Origin of the sequence: Paenibacillus sp. TAF43_2 (assembly GCF_052113545.1) — a bacterium.
Taxonomy (GTDB): Bacteria; Bacillota; Bacilli; order Paenibacillales; family Paenibacillaceae; genus Pristimantibacillus.
The window spans coordinates 1-23,703 of the sequence record NZ_JBFRDK010000147.1; the positions used below are offsets into that span (position 1 = coordinate 1).

The following is a 23,703-nucleotide window of genomic DNA, read 5'->3' on the forward strand; positions in this document are numbered from 1 at the left end:
AACTCGTTGAACTTCAACTGTTAGAGGTATCAAGTGGCCACCAACGCTGCCGACTTTTAAAATTCGATTGTAACGGTATACGTCTAGTAGCATGAGAGTAAGTAATGTAACGGTGATAGTCAAAATTACGTGGGTGTGTACGTGTGTCAGTAATACTCAATGTAACTTGGACATAGGTTTGTCTCGGTAATACTCAATGTAACATCGGTGTGGATTTTTATCGGTAATTCTCAATGTTGCTTGGGTGTGGGTCAAAGTTGCGTGGGGTGTTTGAATTCTTACTGTGACAGAAAAAGCAGATTGGGTGGCGAGTGTTACGGACATAGGTTCCGCTATTTGATGGATTTCGCTCTTTTTTTGATTTTAACGGACATAGGTTCCGTTATTTTCTAGAAAACCAAAGTATTAGGGGGATTTCAACAATAATAACGGAACCTATGTCCGTAACATGCTTAAAAAACCACTCAGATTCCAAAATAGCGGATCTGATGTCCGTTAGCACTGCACGTCACCGTCCCTCGGCTCAAAAACGGGGAATTGGCAGCAAAATATACGTTTAAAAAAAGAGAAACCACTCCTACCAAGGAGTGGCATCTAATCAAACTAATATAGCCTAATAACTAACTAATATAGCTTAATAACTTTTTTGTAATGAAGCCTGCGATAAAACCGCTTTTTCTCTCTTAAAAATTGCAGCAAGCAGAATTAGAAGGAAGCCTCCTGCAATGTACCACAAAATGTACGCATTGGAGCTGACCGCATCTAAGCCTCCGAAGTACATTACCTCCCTCATTCCTACAGCGGCGAATCGAAGCGGCGTCCACGAATAGATCCAATCATGCGATGTTTGGGACAGAAACTCCGGTGCCATATTAAGCAGCGGCATAGAGAAAAACATAAGCAGAACGAGAATCCCCATTGCTGGCATGCCCATCCAGTTCAGCAGTGCGGACTGCAGCATATAGAAGGTCGCACCCACAAGCCACAGGAATAACCATGTATCCCAAGCCTGCGCCAGCTCCATCCCATACCAAGAAGAAGCCATCCAAACGAGAAATCCTGATGCGATACCAACGATGACAACTCCTGCAGCAGGCTGCATCGAGATTGAGGACAATCGACTTGCCCCGGCTTTCATAGCATTTCCGCCAGCCATAAACAGAATCAACGCTGTCACTAAGCTGCCCATCCACATAATTTGTGTCAATAAACCTGGTGCATTACCAGCAGCATTATTCGTACCGACCGCATGCACAGTCTCATCCTGTACATTAATTGGAGAGAGCAAGGCTTGGGCAACAGCGACCGGTACTTGCTGCGTCTTCTCACCCATTTGTACAAGCATCGACTTGGACAACTCTGCTCCAGTCATTTTCATCACTTGACCGAGACTTTGTTTGACTAGCGTTGCTGCTTGCGAGCTTGCTCCTTCACTCACAATAATCTGCACAGTTGCTGGCTTCGGTGACGGTCCAGCTAATGAAGCGATTCCTGCGCTCAAATCAACTGGAAGAATCATTGCTCCATAATACTCTCTATTATCAATCCCCGCGCGTGCTTCTTCTTCCGAACTAACAATCGTCCAAGAAATGGGCAACTGATCGTTTTCCATCAGCTTTTGTTTCAACATTTCACCTACCGCGAGCGAACCGCCAGTTGGGATGTTCACAGATTGGTCGAGCGTGACAAGCGCCACAGGTACATCCTTGGGCTTTGTGCCAAGCACCGATCCCATCATTGCCGCTCCAAAGACGACGAGCACGACTAGAACAATCAACATTCCGATCCACGTTATTTTTTGTTTAAAAATCCCCATAATTTCTATCCGCTCCTTCTCTCTATTAATTAACAAGGTGTTGATTAGTGTTCATGTTGTTAATTATAATGAGATGGGGGAAAAGTACAATAATCACTTCTATCCGCAGTGTTCATTACTCACCATTCCCTTTAACGTCTGTTCATTAACTCGAAAAATAGGGGGATTTAATACCTTGAATGATAAACTTGATCGCAGGCAAATTCGCACCAAGCAGCTTTTATACGAAGCGCTGATGAGCTTGATCGAAGAAAAAGGAGCTGATACCGTCACGGTGACTGATGTTGCTAACCGGGCGAATGTGAACCGGGGCACTTTCTACTTACATTACTGCGATGTGCCTGATATGCTTCAACAGCTGAAAGACGAAGTATTTGCCACCATAGAAGCATGCGTCATGAAATTTGATATCATGGAAGCCAGGACGTATCTCGACAAAGATGAACCGTATCCTCAAAGCATTAAAATTTTCGAAGAGCTAGCCCGTCATGCCGATTTTCTTCGCATCATGTTTGGACCAAAGGGTGACATGTCGTTGGCCATTCAATTTCGCACATTGCTCGCTTCACATATTTATGAGAAAATCAAAATCGTGCCTCAGCATAAAGTCGTCATGCCGCCCGAATATGTCGTAGCCTATATGACATCGGCCAACTTTGGCATTTTCATGCACTGGATCGAATCTAGACTAAGCCAAACCCCGACGCAAATGGCCAAGATGATGATCCGAATCATGAACTATGGGCCCTTGGTATCATTTGGCCTTAGAGATGCGCCGCCTGGGAGTATAAATGACTTATAGGTTAGCTGCCATCTTCTGTGACTTGTCATAAAAAAGACAATGAAGCCCTATAAGCTCCATTGTCTTTATCCCAACATACTCAATCATCCAACGTACGAAATGATCGCAAATAATAGGTCCGATCTGTTCCATTTTGTTATCGTATCCAGCACGAAAGATGCATCTGCTGCACGAATGCCAACGCCCTTAATTCTGTACTTGTATAGCTCTTCCGAAGATGGAAACTCAGGTGTTGCTTCATAAAAAATAGAGCGCCCATCAGGAAATTTAACTTTAGCCGATGAATAGGGTCTTTGCTCTACAGCTTAGCCAATCTAAGGAGCAATACAATGATTAGCATTAAAACAGCAGCATAGGCCGGAGCTATCTGTATGCGAAAATGATCGATTATTCCATGCAATAATACAACCAACACTAAGGACATACATAACACTGCATTCAGCCGCCGCTCCCTTTTGCCAAATAGGATTCCCGCCGTGACTGCAATAATGAGTAAAATAACAACTAACTCTAATATTCGCATCATACATAACCTCCAACTTCATCTCAAACTTCAATTATGGATAGCCGTAATTGATAAGATAGAGCATAAATGTTGAAGTATACTTCAAGGTCAAGCTTTAATTGGGACATAAAATAAGATTTCGAATTCACCATTTCTGACGACAACTTCCAGAAATATATCGTTCATCTCATATTTGTTGCTGAACCTTCACTTTCCATCTGCCTCGTTCTGTTTTTATCGCCTAATTAAATGTTAGAATAGAGAGATCAATTCAATCTATATTAGGAGCATGAAAAGTGCGAGGACATCCAATTCACATTTTACGAATCACAGGTTTTTTAGATGGTATTTCATTGCTTTTATTACTATGTATCGCTATGCCCTTGAAATATATATGGGGAATAGAGCAAGCCGTGACGCTTATGGGAAGTATTCACGGGGGGATTTTCAGTTTATATGCTGTAGCGATACTTTACGCAGCTATTCGAGTGAAGTGGAGTTTGCTTTGGCCTACAGCAGCAGTAGTTGCGGCTTTTGTGCCATTAGGCAACTTTTTGCTCGATTGGAAGCTGAAGAAGGCACAAGCCAAATATAGCGTAAAGCCTTTTAACTATGCCATATTAGTGTACAGTATCGTATTTTTCTCTTTTATTGACTTATTTGCACAGCTGCCGGTTATGAGTACTTTTGCCGCTTCCGTTGGTGCAAGCTCGTTTATTGTAGGCATTGTTGTTGGGCTTTATTCGTTAACCAATACGTTTGGCAACATATTGTCTGGTATTATGACGGATAAGGTAGGGCCGTTCAAAATACTAATGATCGGTTTGCTTCTGACAAGCAGCGCTTTGCTGCTATATCAATTCGTTGACTCTCCAGTCATATTAATAATCGTACGAATCATTCATGGTTTTGTGGCCGGGTTAATTGTTCCAGCTGCGTTTACTTTCTCTGCAAATACTACGATAAATAATGAGCAAGGGAAAAAAGTTGCCTTCACGGGTACCTTTGTTGGATTAGCCGCCATTATTGGACCTGCTTTCAGCGGAATTATGGCAAGCAAAACTTCCGTACCCTTCGTTTTTACTTGTGTGGCTGTATTAGGGTTTGCACTCGCCATTTTGTCTGCTATTTTTCTAAGCAAGTACAAACCATTAAAGAAAGAAAAAGAAAAAACGGTCGAACAAGCAACCGGCTCATTCTTTAATGCAGGTGTTGTAAAAGCTTATGGCGGTGCCTTTTTCTTAATGTTCTCTCAAGGCGTAATCGCTTATTTGTTGCCGCTGCATGTTCAAACGCTTGGATATGATTCCAAATTAAGCGGTACGCTAATGAGCACTTTCGGAATCATTGCCGTTCTCATGTTTGTGCTTCCTACAAACCGTATATTCGATCGCGTTTCCCCATCAAGAACGATGGCATTAGGCATGGGTTTAATGGGATTAAGTCAGCTGCTTATTAGCCAATCATCAACGACATTAGGACTTTATTTTGTTTTAGGACTATATGGTATCGGCTTTGCTTTCTTGTTCCCATCCATCAATACGATGCTCATTAGAGCTACGCCAGCTGAGCTTCGCGGGAAAGCTTATGGATATTTCTATGCCTTCTTCTCTCTAGGTGTGGTTGCAGGCTCATCCGTTCTGGGATGGCTTCCTTTCAACATTATCGAAGGGTTCATCTTTACTGGAATCATCCTTCTGTTATTTACTGTTTTCATCGCCTTGAACAAGCAAAAAGAGCATGCCTTCAATCACTAGTGCATAGCTGCAAAAAAAGACAGCCTTCCATTCAACTGGAGGCTGTCTTTTTCTTTCTCCACTTTAGCCGCCATTTACTGCTGTTCTCTCCAGCGGGGTTCGTCAGGACATTCTCCAACTCTAGCCGCAATGATTACCGATAAATAGTCTTGTATCATTTCACGGGTAACCTCCATTTGGACAAGATACAAATCTGCCAATGCTCTCTTTAATCCCCTAACCACTTTTATATCCTCTGTACCTTCAGGCACGGGTGTATACTCCACCAAAAATACAGTTCTTGCAACATCATACAAAAAATGTCCATGACACACATTCATGAAATCGATAACTTTTGTCTGGCCATTGGATAATAAAATATTGCCTGGATGAAAATCACCATGACAAAGTGTGTCTCCATCCTTCAATTCACTCCATTTTTGCAATACACCTTCTTGTTCCACTCCATTAGCCGATGACGCATTTGTTATATTGTATTTTAAAAATGATTTGTAATCCGGCACATCGCTAGTGCTAACTCTGTTCTCTAAAATCGACTTATGAAGCTTGGACATATGTTCCGCGCATCCATGGAGATCACCTGTTTTCAAAACCCAATCGAGCAGTGATTCGCCCTCCACTTTGTCATAAATAATACCCATACGCTCTTCACAACTAATCATTTCATATGCCTTTGGTTTTGCGAAGTTCATATCATTAATGGCTTGTGCGTTTCTAAACTCTCTTTCTACATCACTTTTTGGATAACCGTGAACGAAAAGCTTAAGCACTGTCCCTTCTTCCCATTCATATACCGATGCGGTATTGCCTTCTCCGATTAATTTCCCATACTTCATTGATGTCATCTTTCCTTTCCAAATGGCTGCTTCATTCATGGTATCATCTATACTTTTCTACCAATAATCATAGCATATTATGGAAATTTGTGAACTTTACTAGAGCTCGCTATAGAAGTATAAAACAAAAAAACGRCATTTCTGCCGTTTTGATTAGAGCGATTGGTGGAGCTTGGCGCTAGCATCAATTGAACTCCACGTTGTTCATTATGTCCGGCGCATATAGGCGCGAACCGTAATCGGTGCAAAGATGGCTACGATCACAATTGCTCCGATCAGAGAGATAGCCAAATCCCAGCCTACCGTTCCAGAGTTGGTCAAATCACGGACGGCACTGACAAGATGGGAGACCGGATTGATGTTGACAAACCATTGAAGCCATTTCGGCATGGTATCAACCGGCACAAAGGCATTGGAAAGAAACGTCAGCGGAAACAGCACAATCATCGATATCCCTTGTACGCTTGAGGCAGTACGGGCGATGACGCCGAAGAAAGCGAAGATCCAGCTGATTGACCAAGAACAGAAGATCACAAGTAGTGCAGCGATGGCCACATGATCAAGGCCTCCATCAGGACGATAGCCCATAATGTATCCCATAGTTAAAGTGAGTACAGTAGCTATCGTGTACCTAATGGTGTCTGCAAGCAAAGCTCCAGCTAATGGAGCAATTCGTGAGATTGGCAATGACTTGAACCGATCAAATACACCTTTGTCCATGTCCTCGCGCAATTGAACGCCAGTAACAACTGAGGTCGTAATTACAGTCTGCACGAGAATGCCGGGAATGATGACGGGCAAATAACTGATTACGTCACCTGAGATGGCACCGCCAAAAATATAGGTAAACATTAAAGTAAAGATGATTGGCTGAAGTGTAACATCAAACAATTGTTCAGGTGTACGCCGAATTTTAAGCAGGCCGCGATAAGCCATCGTTAATGAATTACGAATGGTTTGACCAAAGCTCGTGTGGTTTTTCAGCTCACGATCAAATCCTGATTGTATGGAAGTGCTTTTCATACTTTTACCGCCTCCGCTTTATTTGATACATCGGACGCTTGTGCAGCGTCCTCTTTAACACCATGACCTGTGATTGTGAGGAACACTTCATCAAGGGTCGGTTTTTGTACGCTCATTTCTGCCAAATGAATCCCTCTCTCACGCAGTGCGATAAGCAGATCTGTGACCAAATCGGCATCCGCCATAGGGGCCGTAATCATTCCAGCTTCATATAACACAATTGATTGTGTTTTCAGCACATGTTCAACCGTTTGACGAGCTGCTTCGATGTCCAGCGGGTTTACTACTCTCAATTGCAATGAGGAGGTACCTACTGAAGCTTTCAGTTCATCCACCGTGCCCTCTGCCACTACCCGACCGCGATCGATAACTGCGATTCTATCAGCCAATTGATCCGCCTCATCGAGGTACTGTGTCGTTAACAGCACAGTCGACCCCGTCTTCACCAATCGGCGAATCGTATCCCACATCTGAGCACGCGTACGCGGGTCGAGCCCTGTAGTCGGTTCATCCAAGAAAATAAGCGGCGGTTGTGCAATAAGACTCGCCGCCAAATCCAAGCGGCGGCGCATGCCGCCGGAAAAGTTTTTCAATGGCCGCTTCGCTGCTTCCGTCAAACCAAACTCCTCAAGCAATTCATCTGCTTTACGCTTCGCTTCTGAACGCCCAAGCCCTAACAGCCTAGAGAAGATAACTAGGTTTTCTGTAGCGCTTAGTGATTCATCAACCGATGCGTACTGGCCGGTAACCCCAATTAATTGACGAACAATCTGCGATTCCTTTACTACATCGTGCCCGAAGATTCGCGCCGAGCCTGCGTCTGGACGAAGCAAGGTTGCGAGCATACTAATCGTTGTGGTCTTGCCTGCTCCATTCGGACCAAGCACACCGTAAATTGAACCCGCGCGTACATTCATATTCACGCCATCCACAGCCCGATTTTCACCAAAAGTTTTTACGAGTCCGTTCGCTTCGACAGCCCAGTCACCGTGGTTTGGCTCTATTTTCTTGTTATTTACATGAACCATTGTAATTCCTCCTATACAACTGTTGATAACGTGATGGTAACGTACCTTTGTAAACTGAATTTAAACAAAAAATGATCCGCAGTTTAAATCTTACGTTTTATCGAACGCTAAAATTCTATCCCTGATCTTAAATCCACAGAAATAAAACATCCCACTTAAAAGCAGATCACCAAAAAAAGCCCCTATTTCGGTAACTCAGGCCCTTTACCAAAGCTGTATTGTTTGCCTACACGTTGCTCCAAGCGGTTTAATTCGCCCTTGCGGTACCATCGCATCCAGGTTTCCAATTGCGTCTTATTTCGTATGCTCAGCTGCTCCATGACCTCTTTCACTGGAACTCGCTTTCATTTTTGTTTCCACCGGATAACTTACTCTTGTTGCCAACGTAAAAACACCTCCAAGATTGTCCCCATCTCTTACGACATGGTTGCATTTTCTTGAAGGTGTTTTAATTTTTCTCACGCTAAGGGGTCAGTCCCAAATTACGTATCCCCAATAACAAAGGTGTTTTGTTACAGAAAAGTATTCATTTTCTGCCCTTATCAGCTAGGGTTACGATTTCAGTTACTCATCTCTACAACTATTGACTCTTGTCTCTGTATAAAACCACTGTTTTCTTCTAGACAACAAGAGAAAAGTGAGCTACACTTTGTTAGAATTTGGCAAGGTCATGAGGAGAATGGAGCAGGTTGAAGATGCGTATTGCCGCAGATATGAAACGTTTTTTGCAGGTGGATGGTGCAGGCAGGATGCTTTTCACCTTATTTTGTTATGGCATCGGCATGGGCATTCTAGCACCGATGAATGCAATTTATTTAAGTGAGAGCATCGGGCTTTCAAAGAATGAAGTCGTATCGATCTTCGTTGTGTCGCTGCTGCTCAATATGGGAACTACGATTACAGTTGGACTGTTAAGTGATAAGCTGCGCAGCAGAAAAAGACTGGTCATTGCCGCTGCTTTGTTATGTCTCGTCGGTTTGATAATTTACATGAATGCGGAAGGTTATGTCCAGGCACTGATCGGCATGTGTGTTGTGAGCGCTCCGTCCGGACTCATAATGGGACAATTGTTCGCTATATCTCGGAATCATTTTGCTAGACTTGCTGGGGATATTGTGGAGATGRCACAAATTTGGCTGCGCGCAGGGTACAGTGTTGGTTTTTTTTGCGGTTTGCTGGCAGGAGCGAATTTGTATTTGATTGCTACGTTTCAAGGTGTATTATGGGGCAACTTTGCAGGTTACGCTATGCTCGTTATCCTGCTGTTGTTCTACCGGGAACACTCTGAAGAGAAAAAACAAGCTAATATGGGAGCGAGTGAGCCTTTTTCCCTCATCATGCTAATCGCTCTGCTGCTGCTTGCATGCGCAGATGCCATTCGCGGATTGTACTTGCCGCTTGTTGTAAAAACGTTGTTCGGCAAGCCGGAATATATGTCTTATATTTGGAGCTCCCAAGCCGTATTCGAGCTGTTGTTCATGACCATCGCAGGTTATTGGGCGGCGAAATACGGCAGCAAAATAATTATTTTAATCGGCGGCTTTGGGGCGCTTATTACTTATACGATTTATGCCTTGCACTCGCCATTAATCGTTTTTTTCCTCATTCAGCCGATTTATTCTTTTTTTGTATCCATCTTGTACGGAGTAGCGATGGGGTATGTGCAGCGCATGTTCGCAGGCCGAACCGGATTCGGCGCTAGCTTGTACGTTTTCATTTCACTAACGGCATCATTAATCGGATATTTGTTACCATTGTTCATCGAAGGGTACGATCCATCCATATTCGTCATTCCAATTGCGCTAGTCTCTATTTCAATAACGATTATGTCTATTGTGCTGATAAGGGAACGTCGTCTGTCACAGCTGCCTCAATAACGAAACAAGCCTTGAGCCCATTCGGGTTCAAGGCTTGTTCTTTGTTGCACAACGAACCTCAACAATCACTTTTCAACCCCGCAATTAACGGTAAGTTGGATTTACGACGCCAATTGCACGCTCCACGCTAAACTTGCTGTTCTCATAGGTCAAATACTCATTGCCTTTCACATGAAAAGGAATCTCTTGATTATTATAAATCATTGCACCCTGAATCTCACGTACACTCATTCCGATGATCACCTTTAATTGACCCTCGCGATCGGTAAAGCCAAGTAAAGACGTTGGCAATACACATTTGCGGTTAAATCCGGCGCCAAAAAAGGTAATATCGGAGAATCAGGATTCATTTGCGCCGCATCATTAAGATGAATCCTAGCCATAAGTTCGCTGCAATCCCCTCTTCTTTAAACCAATTATAGTCGTCAATCTCATACATGCAATAAAATATAACAGGTAAACAGAATAGACATTGGCTCCTCCCCTCCTCCCAATCCAATGGCAACCGAATATCTTTTCCTCAACAGGGAAAAGATGTAATCATTCGACACTTCACTTCGGATAGGAGACACGCATGCGGAAATCGCCCAATTTTTCACCTAATCACACTACATCCGACAAGCCTTCTTACCCGAACATTTCTCCCCATCTGGAAGAAAACTTGAACGCGATCGAAGGTTTTTTTGCCAACTGCAAAGACTTGATAATACATCGTTGGAGTTATGGACAGGGCTTGGAGCAATCAGCCTTTACCGTCTACTTCGATACGCTAACGAAAACGACCGTTACGAATTTTGCAAAGGATACACTGCAAAATCTAGTGCCGCATGAGCTTGGTCCTGCCGAGACGGTAACGATAAAAGATGTTATCCATTATTTTGAGAATCATGGCATCGCTTCCCCTAACGTTGAGCTTATGAGCGAAATGGAACAAGCCGTCAGAGGCATTCTGGACGGCAAAGTCGTCATTTTTTTTGACGGATGGCCTAAAGCTATCGCCTATTTTGCCCTTGATGTCGAGCAGCGTCAAACCTCAGAGCCCATTACGGAGCCTACCGTTCAAGGCCCGCATGTCAGCTTCATTGAAAGCTTGGATCGCAATATCGGTGTCATTCGAAGCTTGCTGAAATCGCCCGAACTTAAATTTGAGTATTTTATATCCGGGGAGAAGGTTCATAGAAAAGTGTCCTACGGCTATTTGGAAGGCGTCGTAAAGCCGGAGACATTAGAAGCGTTTAAGCAGAAGATTGAGGGTATAGATCAAGAAGAAATGATTGATATTTCCTATCTGGAAGAGTGGGTTAATGATTCCAACTACTCCCCTTTTCCGCAAGTTCGGTATACGGAGCGCCCGGATACGACGGTTACCTCTTTGCTGGATGGAAAAATCATTGCGTTAGTGGACGGAAGCCCTTCGGTTCTTATCTGTCCAGGAAAATTCATTGAGTTTTTTACAAACAGCGAGGATTATTACTATAGGGCGATTTTTTCTTCGTTAATTCGATTGATTCGACTGGCTGCGTTCCTCATAGCGCTCATGCTGCCCAGCACTTATATCGCGTTATCAACCTTCCACTCCGAACTCATACCGACGGTTCTCCTGCTAGCCATTTTAGATACACGGGAAGGTATCCCCTTCCCTGCTATGATTGAGGCGTTGATTATGGAGTTTTTCTTTGAGCTGCTGCGGGAGGCCGGCATTCGTCTGCCTCGGCCGATCGGTTCGGCCGTCAGCATAGTTGGGGCGCTTGTTATCGGTCAAGCAGCTATTCAATCACAGATTGCATCTCCGGTCATGGTCATTGTCGTGGCCTTGACGGGCATCGCTTCCTTTGCGCTCCCTCAATACAACATGGCCATCGCACTGCGGATTTTGCGCTTTCCATTAATGTTTCTCGCAGCGACGTTTGGAGGGCTGGGCATCATGGTAGGCTTAATTCTCATTTACATTCATCTAGCGACTCTACGATCCTTAGGTGAGCCCTATCTAGATTCGTTTGCTCCACTGGATTTGAAAAGGCTGCGAGATGCGATTTTCGTGCTGCCAAGACGATTGTTGGTTCATTCGCCTAGGAGTCGACATCTACATAAAAAATCTGCAGGAAGGAAGAAATCATAGTGAAGCCATTCCTCTCCTCTCTCGCTTCATTTCTTGTTCTTTGCTTGATTACTGGATGCTGGGATAATAATGAACTGGACGAGTATGGCTATGTGCAAGCGATATCGATTGATCGAGGCAAGGGTGATTTTGTCGATATTACGACTCACTTTTATAACCCTTCCAGCAAAATGCAAACTGATCCAGCAACGAGTACAGCAGCGAAAGGAATTAATATTCGAACAACAGGAGAAACCTTTTTTGAAGCGATGCGCGAGATCCCTGCAAAATTCGGACGTAAAGCCAAATGGGATCATATGCGAGTCATTATCATCGAAGAGAATTTAGCCAGAACGTTGAACATCCGTGAAGTGCTTGATTTTTTCTCAAGAGACCATGAGCCACGGGGCACGATTCTTCCCATCATAGCTGAGAAATCGGCGGCGGCATTTCTCGATATTAAACCGTTTATCGAGCAGACCATTGGTCAACAGTATAGAAAGATGGAGACGACCGGAGCTCTCTATTCCGCGAAAACGTCTAACCTTCCGCTATATGATCTCGCTATTCAGCTAAGCAGTCCCTCCAAAACCTCTGCTATGCCTTACCTGCATAAAAATAGCTTGGATAATAAAGCGTCAATTTCCGGGGTCGCATTGATTCAAGACGGGAAAATGGTAGGGGTTCTTACGGAGAAAGATACCGAAACGCTGATGATGYTGACAGATAAATATAAGTATGGGGTATTTGAATTCCCTTGCATGAATCATGAAAAAAAGAAGCAGATCTACAACAAAGAATCTCTTGAAATAATCAACTTCAACAGTCAATTGGTTGCGAAAGTGACAGATGAGAATGTAACCGTCGACATCCATATGACGATTGAAGGTACAACCGGAGAACTGAGATGCTCAGACCTTAAGACCAAGCAAGATATGGAGCGTTTTGAACAAACAATTAAGGAGCAGATCGAACAACAGATTCAACATGCAATCCGTACCTTTAAGGCAAAAAAAGTTGATGTGCTCGGAATCGGCAATCAAATTTATCGGAACAACCCGAAACTATGGAAGCAGCTGGAACCCATTTGGGAGGATAAGCTTGCTCAAATGCAATTTCAAACCCACGTTCAAGTTCATGTGTTAAGTACGGGCATGAACGCTGGTACGATATTTGGGAAAAAGGAGCACTAGCTGTGTTAGGAAAATTCATCTGCGTCCTGCTGTTAGCATCCGCTATGCTGATCCATGACATCCCGAAAGTGAAAGCCGCAAGCAAACGAGATCGGTTTGTGTACATAGCGATGTTGGCGCCGCTCCTCTATCTTGCTGTTATCTTTTTAATAGCCAAGCCATGGCCTAACCTCGATATGATTTTCAATTTATTTACCGAACCGGCTAAACTAATCATTCGTTGGCTCAATCCCTTGCATACGTAAGTTTTATAAAATTTGGAGGAGACCCCATGAAACAAAAAGAACGTATCAGTTCGATTCAGATGTCCATGCTGTTCCTTTTTTTCATGACAGGCTCCTCCATCGTCATTGTCCCTGCGCCCTTAACGAACATTGCAGGCAATGGAGCATGGATCTCTCTTCTCATCGCCTCGGCAATAGGCATGCTTTTGCTGGCTGCTATCCTTTATTTAAACCGGCTAGCCCCAGAGCTTTCGTTGGTTGAGCAAAGCCGCTCCGTGCTGGGAAAAGGACTCACCTTTTTGGTATTGATCCCTTTCACCTGCGTATTGCTTTGGAATATTTCGGGCGTTGTCATTGAAATCGGAATCTTCTTCAAGAATACGATGATGAAAGAAACCCCTACCTATGCTGTAAGCACATTGTTTTTCATTATGATCGGAGTAACAGCGATGGCAGGAATTGAGGTCCTTGCTCGGATGGCTGCTGTATTAATGTTTCTGATGTTCGGCTGTATTGTTCTTATCTGGATTCTGGTGTCAAACCTGTACAACCCGCAATATCTGCTCCCTGTGATGCCAGATGGAATTGGACCAATCCTGAACGCCTCCTATGTGGTTTATGGGTTTCCCTACTCCGAGATGGTCGTATTTTCGGTCATCTTATCGTTTGTACGCAAGGATGAGAACGCTCAGCTGCGCAAACATATGTACTTTGCGCTTGTTATCAATTCCTTGACGTTAATTGCCTCGGTCATAAGCAGCATTATGGTACTGGGACCACTGTCCGGTGACTTGAAATACTCTTTGTACCAACTAGCCCGGCTAATATCGTTTCAGGAGGTAATCGAGCGAATTGAATCCATCATCGGATTCTCGCTCATCATCGGCTTTTATTTCAAGGCTTCTATTCTCCTGCTCATCCTGATCAAAATGTTGAAAGAACTTCTAGGCTTGAAAAATGAACGCTTGGTCGTATTTCCCGTAGCATTCATTTGCCTCATGCTGTCGTTAACCACCTATACGAAGGAATCTCAATTGGAGGAGTTCGTCAATGTGACATGGCCGCTGCTCAATAATCTTGCCTATACCTTACCCGTTCTTCTGATTTTAGTGCTCACAGTGGTTAAGCATCATAGAAAACGGAGTAAGGAGCAATAGTTGTCATTAACTTGTTATTCAAACTAGCAATAATAAAAAAGAGGCCGTCCCATCGGTCACTTAAGACTTTCTGGGACAACCTCTAGAATTGATTTACCGCTTAATTATGACTGAATTTCGTTTACGATTTGACGTAGAGCCTCTTCGAGCGGCGTGACTGGACGACCAAGCAGCTTCTGAAAATCATTGCTTTCCACTTCCAATGCTCCATCGCGAATCGCACTTTGAATCTGAACCAGAATAGGAACAACCGGTTCAGGTACGCCTGCACTGCTCATGATGCTGGCATAAGTAGTGTCATCCACTTGTTGAACAGGAATTTCCCGTCCCAAGACAGCGGCAAGAATGGAAACCAGCTCTTCTTGCGTCGTAAGCTTGCCGGACAACTCATAAACGGTATTCTCGTGGCCTTCGCCAGCAAGCACCGCCGCAGCTGCCACTGCATAATCGCGACGCGTTGCCCAGCCTACTTTGCCTGAACCCGCTGATGTCAGCCAAGGCGCACCTCCAAGGACCGCTTGAATGCTGCTGATCTCGTTCTCCAAATACCAGTTATTGCGCAGGAAGGAATAAGGAATTCCAGTGTTCTTAATAGCTTCTTCCGTAGCACGATGTACTGGCGCAAGAAAAAGTGAGCTCTCGCTTGCATTTCCTACACTGGTATACGCAATGAAACCAACATTAGCGCGCTGAGCGGCTGCTACGGCATCGGCATGCTGACGAATTCTCGTTTCGTTATCGCCGTCAGTGGACACGATCAATAAACGGTCGATACCCGCGAACGCTTTATCTAGCGTTTGTGGCTGGTCAAAATCCCCATGACGTACATCCACGCCCCGCGCACGAAGGTGTTCGGCTTTCTCCGGATTGCGAACGCTGACAGCCAGATTCTCTACCGGTATAGTCTCCAATAAAGTCTCTACTACAATTGATCCCAATTTCCCTGTTACACCTGTCACCAAAATTTTCATCGTAATTCCTCCATTTAGTTTAATGTATTATGATTGCCCCTTCGTTATAACCACCTTGGTTACAACTTGGGTATAAAAAAAGCTCAATGAGCTTTTTTGTTACACAAAATGAGCTGCGAGCTGGCTTAAGTTTACTTGAGCTAGCCTTTGTTCCATTGCAGATTGAGCTTCCTTCATTTCCAAGCGAAGAGCTGCTTCAATATTTCGGCCAACCGGACACTTTGGGTTCGGATTATCATGAAAATTAAACAATTGACCATCCTCAATGACTTCCACGGCACGGTAAACGTCCAATAGTGTGATCTCATCCCGATCTCTCAGCAAGGAAGCGCCTCCGACTCCTGGTCGAATATCTACCAAGCCTGCCTTCTTGAGCATCCCCATAATTCTGCGGATAATGACAGGATTCGTATTCACGCTGCCTGCAATATAATCGCCTGTACAATCATTGGAGCTGACGGCAATTAGAGAAAGGATGTGGACAGCAATGGAAAATCTGCTACTAATTTGTTTCACTTAGCATCACCACCGTTGTAACCATTGTAGTTACTACGAAGCGGATTGTCAATCCTTTAGAAGAAGATAAGCTTATTATATTCAAAACCAGCTTTTTTAGCCTGCCAAAGCAATTTTCATTTGCATAAGAAAAAAATTTTTGATAATATAACTGACGAACGTTCGTTAATGTGAGGTGATCTTATTGAAAAGCCAAGAAATTAAAGACATTGCTTTAAAATTTTTCACAATTCATGGGTATGAGGGTGCCTCTCTATCTCAAATTGCCGACAATGTCGGAATGAAAAAACAGTCTCTCTATGCTCATTTCAAAGGAAAAGATGATCTGTTCCTACAAGTATTACAAGATGCTAAAGAAGCAGAAGTCTCATCGAAGCTAAACTATTTGAGTAAAGTGGGTACCCAAAATCCTAAAGAGGATTTATTTGGATACCTGCAATTAGTCATTGATTTGTTTCAACAGAGCGAGCAGTTGAAGTTTTGGCTGCGTATGTCTTTTTTTCCGCCTCTCCATTTGGCGCCAGCCATTAATGAGGAAGTATTCGATTCGGAAAATAAGATTCAAACTGTACTCGAAGGCAAATTTCATGATTGGATCGCGGCGAAAGCCATTAGGGAAGATATAGCCTCCATCCCTACGCTTGCTTTCTTAGGTGTTGTTGATTCCATGATGTTAGAGCTTGCTTATGGGAATAATGAAAAACGTCTACAGGATAAATTAAATGCCTCATGGACTGTATTTTGGAGAGGCATTTCACAGCTATGATTTTACAGAGAGAGGTATTATTTCATGAAGAAACCATTGAAAGAACAAAAAACCGTCCTATTTATCCTACTAAGTAATATATTCATCGTTTTTCTAGGCGTGGGATTAATCGTTCCGGTTATGCCATCCTTTATGAATATTATGCATTTATCAGGCCAATCGATGGGTTATCTTATGGCGGCCTTCGCGTTTGCGCAATTACTTATGTCTCCCCTTGCAGGACGGTGGATTGACACTTACGGCAGGAAAAAAATGATCGTTATCGGCTTATTCCTCTTCAGCATATCAGAGGTAATCTTTGGACTTGGCACACATGTATCCGTTCTTTACTTTTCCAGAATTTTAGGAGGTATTAGTGGTGCATTTATTATGCCCGCCGTAACCGCTTTTGTTGCTGATATTACCTCTGTGGAGGAAAGGCCCAAAGCGATGGGTTATATTTCTGCCGCGATTAGTATCGGTTTTATTATTGGTCCTGGCATCGGAGGTTTTATTGCTGAGCTGGGCGTGCGTGCCCCATTCTACTTTGCAGCTGGCTTCGCATTAATTACCTGTATTTCATCCTTGTTTATTTTAAAAGAACCGCTATCCAAACAGGAGCTTCTGGAAATTAGTCAACTCAAAAAAGGGACCAACTTTGTATCTGATTTGAAACGATCGCTTCAACCACAATACATTATCGCCTTTATCATTGTGTTTGTACTGGCCTTTGGCTTATCAGCGTATGAAACAGTATTCAGTCTTTTTTCTGATCATAAATTTGGTTTCACTCCTCAGGATATTGCAGCCGTTATTACAATTAGTGCAATCTTCGGTGTTGTCGTTCAGGTCTTTATGTTTGGTAAAATGGTGGATAAACTCGGTGAGAAAAAACTTATCCAAATATGCTTGATTGCCGGCGTATTTTTTGCAGTAGTATCCACCATGATCTCCGGATTTTTAGCTGTTTTGCTAGTCACGTCCTTTATCTTTCTCGCATTTGACCTGCTGCGGCCAGCATTAACGACCTATTTATCCAAAACAGCCGAGAAAGAACAAGGCTTTATCRCTGGAATGAACTCCACCTATACTAGCCTAGGCAATATCGTCGGACCTGCGCTTGGCGGAATATTATTTGATGTAAACATCAACTATCCGTATCTCTTTGCTGCTGTCATCATGTTGATTGGCCTTGTCATTACGATGATGTGGAAAGAAAAACAATCAGCTGGCAGCTTGGCAAAATAATGTATGGAACGCTATGGAACATCTAACGCATCTTCCTTCTTCACAATACGCATTATAAAAAAGAAATCCGACGTCTTTTTGAAAGACATCGGATTTTTTCAAAAATATTAGTTGTCATTAATTAGAAATTTTTATTCGGGTTGCGTCTTTTTTAAATAAGCCCGCCATGTAATGCACCATTGCTTTGGATCATCGAGGGATGATTCATCATTTCGGTGTACAGTGCTGTTATGCGGAGCTGATTTCACAATTACCGGCTGCGTATAAGCTTCGTTCGAGATATGCTCCAGCGCGTGAATATATTCGTCCAAATCTTCTTTGGAATAGGACTCTGTTGGCTCTAAGGTGAATGGCTGCTTCACGATATACGGATGATGGGAAGTCCAATAATGGAGGCCAAAATCGCACATGCGACGAGTAATATCCTCGGTTGTGACACCCGTTTCCTCGGTAAGCTGCTTCCAGCTGTAACGAACCTGCTCTAGGCGGCGACCTTTAATGTAGGGGGCACTTGCACCGCGAATTTGAAGTATTTTGTGATACAGATAGTTATTGTTAAGAACTGCAGTCTGTGCAACATCCTTTAGTCCATCTGGACCTAAACTCATTATCCAAGCATAGGAACGAAGCACCGTTTGAGCAACACCATGGAAGCTGCGCACTTTGCCAATACTGCTTTCTGACTGATCCGCTAATACATACTGGCCATCAACATAATCAACGAGCGGCCCCGGCAAAAAAGGTTTAAGCGCTTCGTTCACGCCTAGCGCACCTGTAGCTGGACCGCCGCACATATGAGGAGCAGCAAAGGTTTTATGCAAGTTGAAGAAACACATATCGAAGCCAGCTTCCTTCGCCCGGGTAATACCGAGCAAACCATTAGCATTAGCTTGATCATAGAAGCAGATGCCGCCCGCTTCATGAACCAAATCGGTAAACTCGCGAATACGGTGATTAAAAATACCCGTATCTTCCGGATTTGCTACGACAAATCCAGCGGTCCTCTCAGATATCGCATTTCTCAGCTTCTCCAAATCAGGGAATCCGTCTTCGTCCGGATGAAGCGTAATGATTTTGTAGCCTTTAACTGCAGCTGTTGCAGCTTGAGAAGGATGGGAGAAAATCGTTGTAATGATTTCATCCCGCTGATCTCCTTCGCCCCGCGAATCATGGTATGCACGAACGATGGAAGCCATCGCGAGCAAAGCCTGCGTTCCGCTGCTTGGCTGAAACGAGAAGGCATCCATTCCGCTAATTTCACGCATGGCCAGATCCATTTTATAGAAAATTTCTAATATGCCTTGAACAGAACCTGCATCCTGCAACGGATGGAGCTCCGTCATATGCGGTGTGCGGATCAGCATTTCGTTAATACGCGGAATATATTTCATCGTACAAGTACCTTGACCGATCTCAACGTTCAAATCGGAGCCCAGTGTCTCTTGCGAGAGGCGCAAATAATGGCGAAGCACTTTTGCTTGACCAATCTCGGGAAGCCCCGGCGCATTGCTGCGACGCATGGATGCAGGTATGCGCCGGGTACCATCTCCTACCTCGGCAACAATCCCAGCCTCAGTTCCAGGCGGAATGACACCTCGCTCGCCCTGACGATGAAGTTCAAATATGATCGGCTCATCCCATTTGGCTTGATGGAAATTTCGGACTTTATGGTCCCTGCGAATTCGTTTCATGGCGCTTTCGTCCTTCCTCTGTATAAGTCAATCCTCATTTGCGAACGATCGTTTGAATCGTGTCTGCCAGGCGATCTAGATCAAGCTGCGAATGAATTTCCGTCACGCAGTACAGTGCAGTTTGTCCCCACTGCGGGAAGGCAGCCGACAAATCTTTTCCTCCAAAAATTCCTGCTTCCAAGAGCTGAGCGTTTATCTGAGCGACCGTTAAGCCAGTATGATTAAAGTCAACAATAAACTCTTTAAAGAAGGCTGCTTCTCCGAATCGAAGAGAAACGCCTGGAATAGCAGAGAGCTTCTTCGCTGCATATTGCGACTTCTGCATGATCGTCTCTCCGACCTCTTGCATGCCGGTCGGTCCAAGCAAGGACAAGTAGACGCCAGCTGTTATTCCCCATAATGCAGTTTGGGTGCCAACAGATTCCTTCCCTTTCTCACGCAGCGCAAAGGAAGTTCGCTCATATGCCACATCGCCAAAGCCATACTCGCCTTCTACCTCAGTAGGCACAATGCCGAACAATCTTGATGGATACTCCATGACATACTTCTCTTCATCACGGGTCGCAATAAAACCGGCTTGCCCCCCGCCATAATTCATGTGCATTCCAAGAGGCTGCAAATCTCCGCATACGATATCAGCGCCGTACTGGCTAGGCGGCTGAAGAACGCCAAGGGAGATGGGATCAACACCAACGATCGAAATCGCATCTACTGAATGCGCAAGCTCTGATATTTCATGCCCTTGGTCTTCGATAATACCTAGATAACCAGGATTCTCGAAGTAAACCGCAGCGATATCGCTCGATAGCTTGCTGCGCAAATCATCTAAGCTCATTTTGCCCGTTGCCTCGTCGATTTCAACGAATCGAAGCTCCATCACAGGCGTGCAATAATTGTTGATGATCATCACTTTGTCAGGATCAACCGACCTTGGAAGCAAGGCAACTTTGCGCCCTGTCATGCGCCCTGCCATCCGAATCGAAGTTGACGCAGCTTGCGCCCAGTCAAAAGTAGGGACGTTTACGACATCCATATCAACTAGCTCAGCCATCAAACTTTGATACTCAAACAACGTTTGGAAGCGTCCATGATCTTCATAGGGTTCACCTGCATAAGCCGTTACAAATTCGGAACGCTGATTGATCTCATCACAGACAGCTGGAATAAAATGCTGCCAGCAGCCCGCTCCTAAAAAATTCAGATAAGCTGCACCATGCTTGTTTTTTGCAAGCAGGCCATCGATATGACGGCGCAGCTCGTATTCCGTCATCGCTGGAGGAAGGTTCATCTCATGATTCAGCTTTAAGCTCTCTGGTATGCCTTCGTGAAGCTGGTCCATCGAGGTGAGTCCAATTTCCTTCAGCATCGCTTCGCGAACTTCAGGTACCGTATTCGGTATATAAGGATGGGCATACGTTCTGTTCTTAGGCAAAATAAACGCCTCCATTCATCGTTGTCAGAATTAGTTGTATCCTGTAGCCGTTCTTAAGCAATACCGCCGCCATCCACAACGAGCACGCTTCCTGTTACCCAAGAAGACATATCGCTTGCTAGGAACAGAACCGCATTCGCAATATCACGCGGCGTTCCAAGCCTTTCAAGCGGACGACCGCTGGCAGAGGCGACAAGGAATGCTGCCTCGTCCTGCTGCAGCTGCTTTGCTTCATCGCGCAGGAGCGGTGTATCCGTATCGCCAGGTGAGACGCAGTTCACACGAATATTGGCGATTCCGTGATCGATAGCCATCGCCCTCGTTAAATTCACGACACCAGCCTTGGCTGCGCAATAAGCTGCAGCCCGATCTCCGCCTTTTAGACCCCAGCCCGAACCCGAATTAATGATACTTCCTCCACCGCTGCGTTCCATGATAGGAATGATATATTTGGAGAGCAGATAGACACCCTTCAAGGAAACATCCAAAACGAGATCCCAGTCGCGTTCTTCCAGCTCCACGACAGTCTTGCGGCGAATAACGCCGGCATTGTTGAACAAGATATCTACTCGGCCATGAGCAGAATCAATTTCTGCTGCTGCACGCTGGCAATCTGCTGAAGAGGTTACATCACAGCGCTGAAAGCTCGCTTGGCCTCCCTTTTCCCTTATTCCTTTAACCGCCTGCTCGCCCATCGCTTCATTAATATCAATAAGGATAGCTGCTGCACCGAAGCTGGCAAGAAGTTCAGCTGTCGCAAGTCCAATTCCAGAGGCGCCTCCGGTGATTACGGCTACTTTTCCCGATAGATTAAGCATGTCTTGTGTATGAAGCATCATTATTTCTCCTCCTGTTGTAGTAGATTCGCTTCCTGTCTCATGTGATGGCTGAGCCTCTCGGGAGCCGTATCTTCAGAAAGATAAGGCTTCAGCAGCAGTCTGAAACGGAATTCCTCTGCCGCAACTTTGTTTTCTAGTGATTGAGAAGGTCCACAGCTATTGCTGCCAAGACCATTCTGGCGATAATCCAAATTAAGTGTAATAAAATCCCGCGGAACAAGATCACTTGCATGCTGCGCTGCTTCTAAGTCGCCATCCGTATAACGTCGAGCACTGAACTCAAGCGCCTCTACACCTGCCGCCAGCAGCCCAATTCCACTGCCGTCTGTAATAGATACAAAGCGAACATCCATACGATTCCCGTTCTCTTGTGGATAGATATATGCGGTAAATAGTTCATCAACTGACTTTGTATACACACCAAATCTTCCTGCTTCCTTGCTGTCGGAATAATTTTCTCCCGGACCACGGCCATACCATTTGACATTATCCATTTCTGACGGCATTTCCAATTGAAATCCAATCTTAGGAAGCATAGCAGGCGGCTTGCCTTCAGGTACGCCATGCACATCAATCATGATTAAGCCTGTGCCTGTTACAGTGTAAGTCGTTTCACAGCGGAAGCCCCAATCATAGACAGGCGGAGCAATTCGGGAGGACCAGCTGATCCGAATCGTCCCTTCATTTAATCGCTCCCAATGGCAATCATCGATTCGTTCCGTCAATTTATCGAGATGCGCCTTGCGCCAATCGGGCAGGACATACATATCGTTGTCAATCGGGGCTCGCCAGAAGTTGAGACGAGGCCCTTTATTTATTAACTCTTGTCCGTTTATTCGGAGTGAGTTGATCCCTGATTGCCGTGAATCGAATACCAAATTGAAATAATCGTTCCCAATGATAATCTGTCGTCCATCCTCCATGCACGATAAACTAGGAATAGGTAAACTTACGGCTGCTGCTACATTCAATCCTCCATTGGCGTAATCCCCGTCAGCTCGGGTAGTTGCGCAGCTCCGCGCAGGTTCAATGGCAAACTGTGCCCATGCGATCTCATGCCCTCTCTCTCCCCACATGCAAGATGCTGCAAGCGAGAAGCCGATATTCAGCCAGCGCTCCGCCCCCTCCACGGATAAGGACAACTGCGAATCATTTTGAATAGGAATACGAAGCTCTGCACTTTCACCGGGTGCTATCCTAGGCAGCGAAAGTACACCACTTTGGACAATCCGTCCTTCTACTGTCACATTCCAATCTGCATATAGATGATTCAGCGTTAGGAAGTCATACCGATTCGTAATTCGTAGACGATCATTATTTATATAGTCGACTCTGACAGGCTCGATAATCTTCTTATATTCAATGAGTCCGGGTGAAGGCGTTCGATCTGGTCGAACAAGGCCATCAATAACAAAATTGCTGTTGTTAGGAACATCGCCATAGTCACCACCATAAGCATAATCAACTTTGCCATCGGCTGTTTTCCTGCGAATGCCGTGATCGATCCATTCCCACACGAAGCCGCCCTGCAATCTTCGATAAGCATCAAAGGTATCAAAATAGGGTTTGAGACCGCCGGGACCATTCCCCATCGCATGAGCGAATTCACATAGGATATGCGGCTTAGGATGATCAACCAGCTGACCAAAACCTTCCATCTTCTCTACGGAGGAATACATCGTGCTCACGATGTCGCACACTTCTGCTTCACGATCCTCTTCATAGTGAATAAGGCGGGTCGGATCGTTTTGTTTGCACCATTCCGACATTGCCCGGAAGTTGCAGCCAAAGCCAGATTCGTTGCCGAGCGACCAGAACAGAATGGAAGGATGATTCTTATCCCTCTCCACCATACGCCTCATCCGCTCCACATACGCTTCCTGCCATGCTGGGTCATCGCTTAGCTTAGCAATATTGCCCAAAAGCTCGAAGCCATGTGTCTCTA

Annotated in this window: 21 protein-coding genes and 1 pseudogene; 9 read left to right on the forward strand and 13 right to left on the reverse strand. The window is 44.7% G+C overall.

The window, feature by feature from the left end:
• Positions 1–634 precede the first annotated feature (634 nt).
• Entirely contained in the window at positions 635–1,816 is a 1,182-nt protein-coding gene (locus AB4Z17_RS24695) for a YhgE/Pip domain-containing protein (protein WP_441962690.1), read from the reverse strand.
• A 175-nt stretch (positions 1,817–1,991) separates the two neighbouring features.
• On the opposite strand from AB4Z17_RS24695, the gene AB4Z17_RS24700 reads away from it, so the two are divergent.
• Positions 1,992–2,618, forward strand: a complete 627-nt coding sequence (locus AB4Z17_RS24700) for a TetR/AcrR family transcriptional regulator (RefSeq protein WP_441962692.1) — start codon at positions 1,992–1,994, stop codon at positions 2,616–2,618.
• Positions 2,619–2,916: 298 nt separating this feature from the next.
• On the opposite strand, the gene AB4Z17_RS24705 is transcribed toward AB4Z17_RS24700, so the two are convergent.
• Positions 2,917–3,144: a hypothetical protein gene (locus AB4Z17_RS24705; protein ID WP_441962694.1), complete on the reverse strand. Its 228-nt coding sequence runs from the start codon at positions 3,142–3,144 to the stop codon at positions 2,917–2,919.
• A gap of 275 nt (positions 3,145–3,419) precedes the next feature.
• Between AB4Z17_RS24705 and AB4Z17_RS24710 the strand changes: the two genes are divergently transcribed.
• On the forward strand, positions 3,420–4,880 hold the full coding sequence (locus tag AB4Z17_RS24710) for an MFS transporter (RefSeq protein WP_441962696.1): 1,461 nt from the start codon (positions 3,420–3,422) through the stop codon (positions 4,878–4,880).
• A 74-nt stretch (positions 4,881–4,954) separates the two neighbouring features.
• On the opposite strand, the gene AB4Z17_RS24715 is transcribed toward AB4Z17_RS24710, so the two are convergent.
• From AB4Z17_RS24715 to AB4Z17_RS24730, 4 genes and pseudogenes are all read right to left on the reverse strand, one after another.
• Positions 4,955–5,755, reverse strand: coding sequence for an aminoglycoside phosphotransferase family protein (locus AB4Z17_RS24715; RefSeq protein ID WP_441962698.1), 801 nt, complete (start codon positions 5,753–5,755; stop codon positions 4,955–4,957).
• 168 nt (positions 5,756–5,923) lie between these two features.
• Positions 5,924–6,739 (reverse strand): ABC transporter permease, encoded by an 816-nt coding sequence (locus AB4Z17_RS24720; protein WP_076270511.1) that lies wholly within the window; start codon positions 6,737–6,739, stop codon positions 5,924–5,926.
• Positions 6,736–7,767: an ATP-binding cassette domain-containing protein gene (locus tag AB4Z17_RS24725; RefSeq protein ID WP_076270510.1), complete on the reverse strand. Its 1,032-nt coding sequence runs from the start codon at positions 7,765–7,767 to the stop codon at positions 6,736–6,738. Before AB4Z17_RS24725 ends, AB4Z17_RS24720 begins: the two co-directional genes overlap by 4 nt.
• 194 nt (positions 7,768–7,961) lie before the next feature.
• Positions 7,962–8,151, reverse strand: a pseudogene (locus tag AB4Z17_RS24730) (IS3 family transposase); the annotation flags it as partial.
• A gap of 311 nt (positions 8,152–8,462) precedes the next feature.
• On the opposite strand from AB4Z17_RS24730, the gene AB4Z17_RS24735 reads away from it, so the two are divergent.
• On the forward strand, positions 8,463–9,644 hold the full coding sequence (locus tag AB4Z17_RS24735; RefSeq protein WP_441962715.1) for an MFS transporter: 1,182 nt from the start codon (positions 8,463–8,465) through the stop codon (positions 9,642–9,644).
• A gap of 84 nt (positions 9,645–9,728) precedes the next feature.
• On the opposite strand, the gene AB4Z17_RS24740 is transcribed toward AB4Z17_RS24735, so the two are convergent.
• A complete protein-coding gene (locus AB4Z17_RS24740) occupies positions 9,729–9,935 on the reverse strand; it encodes a hypothetical protein (RefSeq protein WP_441962700.1) in 207 nt (68 codons plus the stop codon).
• 283 nt (positions 9,936–10,218) lie between these two features.
• Between AB4Z17_RS24740 and AB4Z17_RS24745 the strand changes: the two genes are divergently transcribed.
• The 4 genes from AB4Z17_RS24745 to AB4Z17_RS24760 are packed head-to-tail and all read left to right on the forward strand — an operon-like array spanning position 10,219 to position 14,316.
• Positions 10,219–11,763: a spore germination protein gene (locus AB4Z17_RS24745; RefSeq protein ID WP_441909330.1), complete on the forward strand. Its 1,545-nt coding sequence runs from the start codon at positions 10,219–10,221 to the stop codon at positions 11,761–11,763.
• Positions 11,763–12,935, forward strand: coding sequence for a Ger(x)C family spore germination protein (locus AB4Z17_RS24750; protein ID WP_441962701.1), 1,173 nt, complete (start codon positions 11,763–11,765; stop codon positions 12,933–12,935). Before AB4Z17_RS24745 ends, AB4Z17_RS24750 begins: the two co-directional genes overlap by 1 nt.
• Positions 12,936–12,937: 2 nt before the next feature.
• Positions 12,938–13,180: a hypothetical protein gene (locus tag AB4Z17_RS24755; protein ID WP_441909327.1), complete on the forward strand. Its 243-nt coding sequence runs from the start codon at positions 12,938–12,940 to the stop codon at positions 13,178–13,180.
• 26 nt (positions 13,181–13,206) lie between these two features.
• Positions 13,207–14,316 (forward strand): GerAB/ArcD/ProY family transporter, encoded by a 1,110-nt coding sequence (locus AB4Z17_RS24760; protein WP_441962703.1) that lies wholly within the window; start codon positions 13,207–13,209, stop codon positions 14,314–14,316.
• 104 nt (positions 14,317–14,420) lie between these two features.
• On the opposite strand, the gene AB4Z17_RS24765 is transcribed toward AB4Z17_RS24760, so the two are convergent.
• Positions 14,421–15,287 (reverse strand): SDR family oxidoreductase, encoded by an 867-nt coding sequence (locus AB4Z17_RS24765; RefSeq protein ID WP_441962705.1) that lies wholly within the window; start codon positions 15,285–15,287, stop codon positions 14,421–14,423.
• Positions 15,288–15,386: 99 nt separating this feature from the next.
• Positions 15,387–15,803, reverse strand: a complete 417-nt coding sequence (locus tag AB4Z17_RS24770; protein WP_339203942.1) for an Rrf2 family transcriptional regulator — start codon at positions 15,801–15,803, stop codon at positions 15,387–15,389.
• A 175-nt stretch (positions 15,804–15,978) separates the two neighbouring features.
• Here AB4Z17_RS24770 and AB4Z17_RS24775 point away from each other — a divergent pair, with 175 nt between their 5' ends.
• Positions 15,979–16,569, forward strand: coding sequence for a TetR/AcrR family transcriptional regulator (locus AB4Z17_RS24775; protein ID WP_441962707.1), 591 nt, complete (start codon positions 15,979–15,981; stop codon positions 16,567–16,569).
• Positions 16,570–16,593: 24 nt separating this feature from the next.
• Positions 16,594–17,796: an MFS transporter gene (locus tag AB4Z17_RS24780; protein WP_441962709.1), complete on the forward strand. Its 1,203-nt coding sequence runs from the start codon at positions 16,594–16,596 to the stop codon at positions 17,794–17,796.
• Positions 17,797–17,927: 131 nt separating this feature from the next.
• On the opposite strand, the gene gcvPB is transcribed toward AB4Z17_RS24780, so the two are convergent.
• From gcvPB to AB4Z17_RS24800, 4 genes are all read right to left on the reverse strand, one after another.
• Positions 17,928–19,487, reverse strand: a complete 1,560-nt coding sequence (gcvPB, locus tag AB4Z17_RS24785) for an aminomethyl-transferring glycine dehydrogenase subunit GcvPB (RefSeq protein ID WP_441962711.1) — start codon at positions 19,485–19,487, stop codon at positions 17,928–17,930.
• A gap of 34 nt (positions 19,488–19,521) precedes the next feature.
• Positions 19,522–20,934, reverse strand: coding sequence for an aminomethyl-transferring glycine dehydrogenase subunit GcvPA (gene gcvPA, locus AB4Z17_RS24790; RefSeq protein ID WP_441909319.1), 1,413 nt, complete (start codon positions 20,932–20,934; stop codon positions 19,522–19,524).
• A gap of 38 nt (positions 20,935–20,972) precedes the next feature.
• The gene (locus AB4Z17_RS24795) at positions 20,973–21,755 is read right to left on the reverse strand and encodes an SDR family NAD(P)-dependent oxidoreductase (RefSeq protein ID WP_076270534.1); all 783 of its coding nucleotides are present in this window, start codon (positions 21,753–21,755) and stop codon (positions 20,973–20,975) included.
• Between the two features lie 2 nt (positions 21,756–21,757).
• Positions 21,758–23,703: glycoside hydrolase family 2 TIM barrel-domain containing protein (locus AB4Z17_RS24800; RefSeq protein WP_441962713.1), on the reverse strand; the 1,946-nt coding region annotated here is incomplete at its 5' end.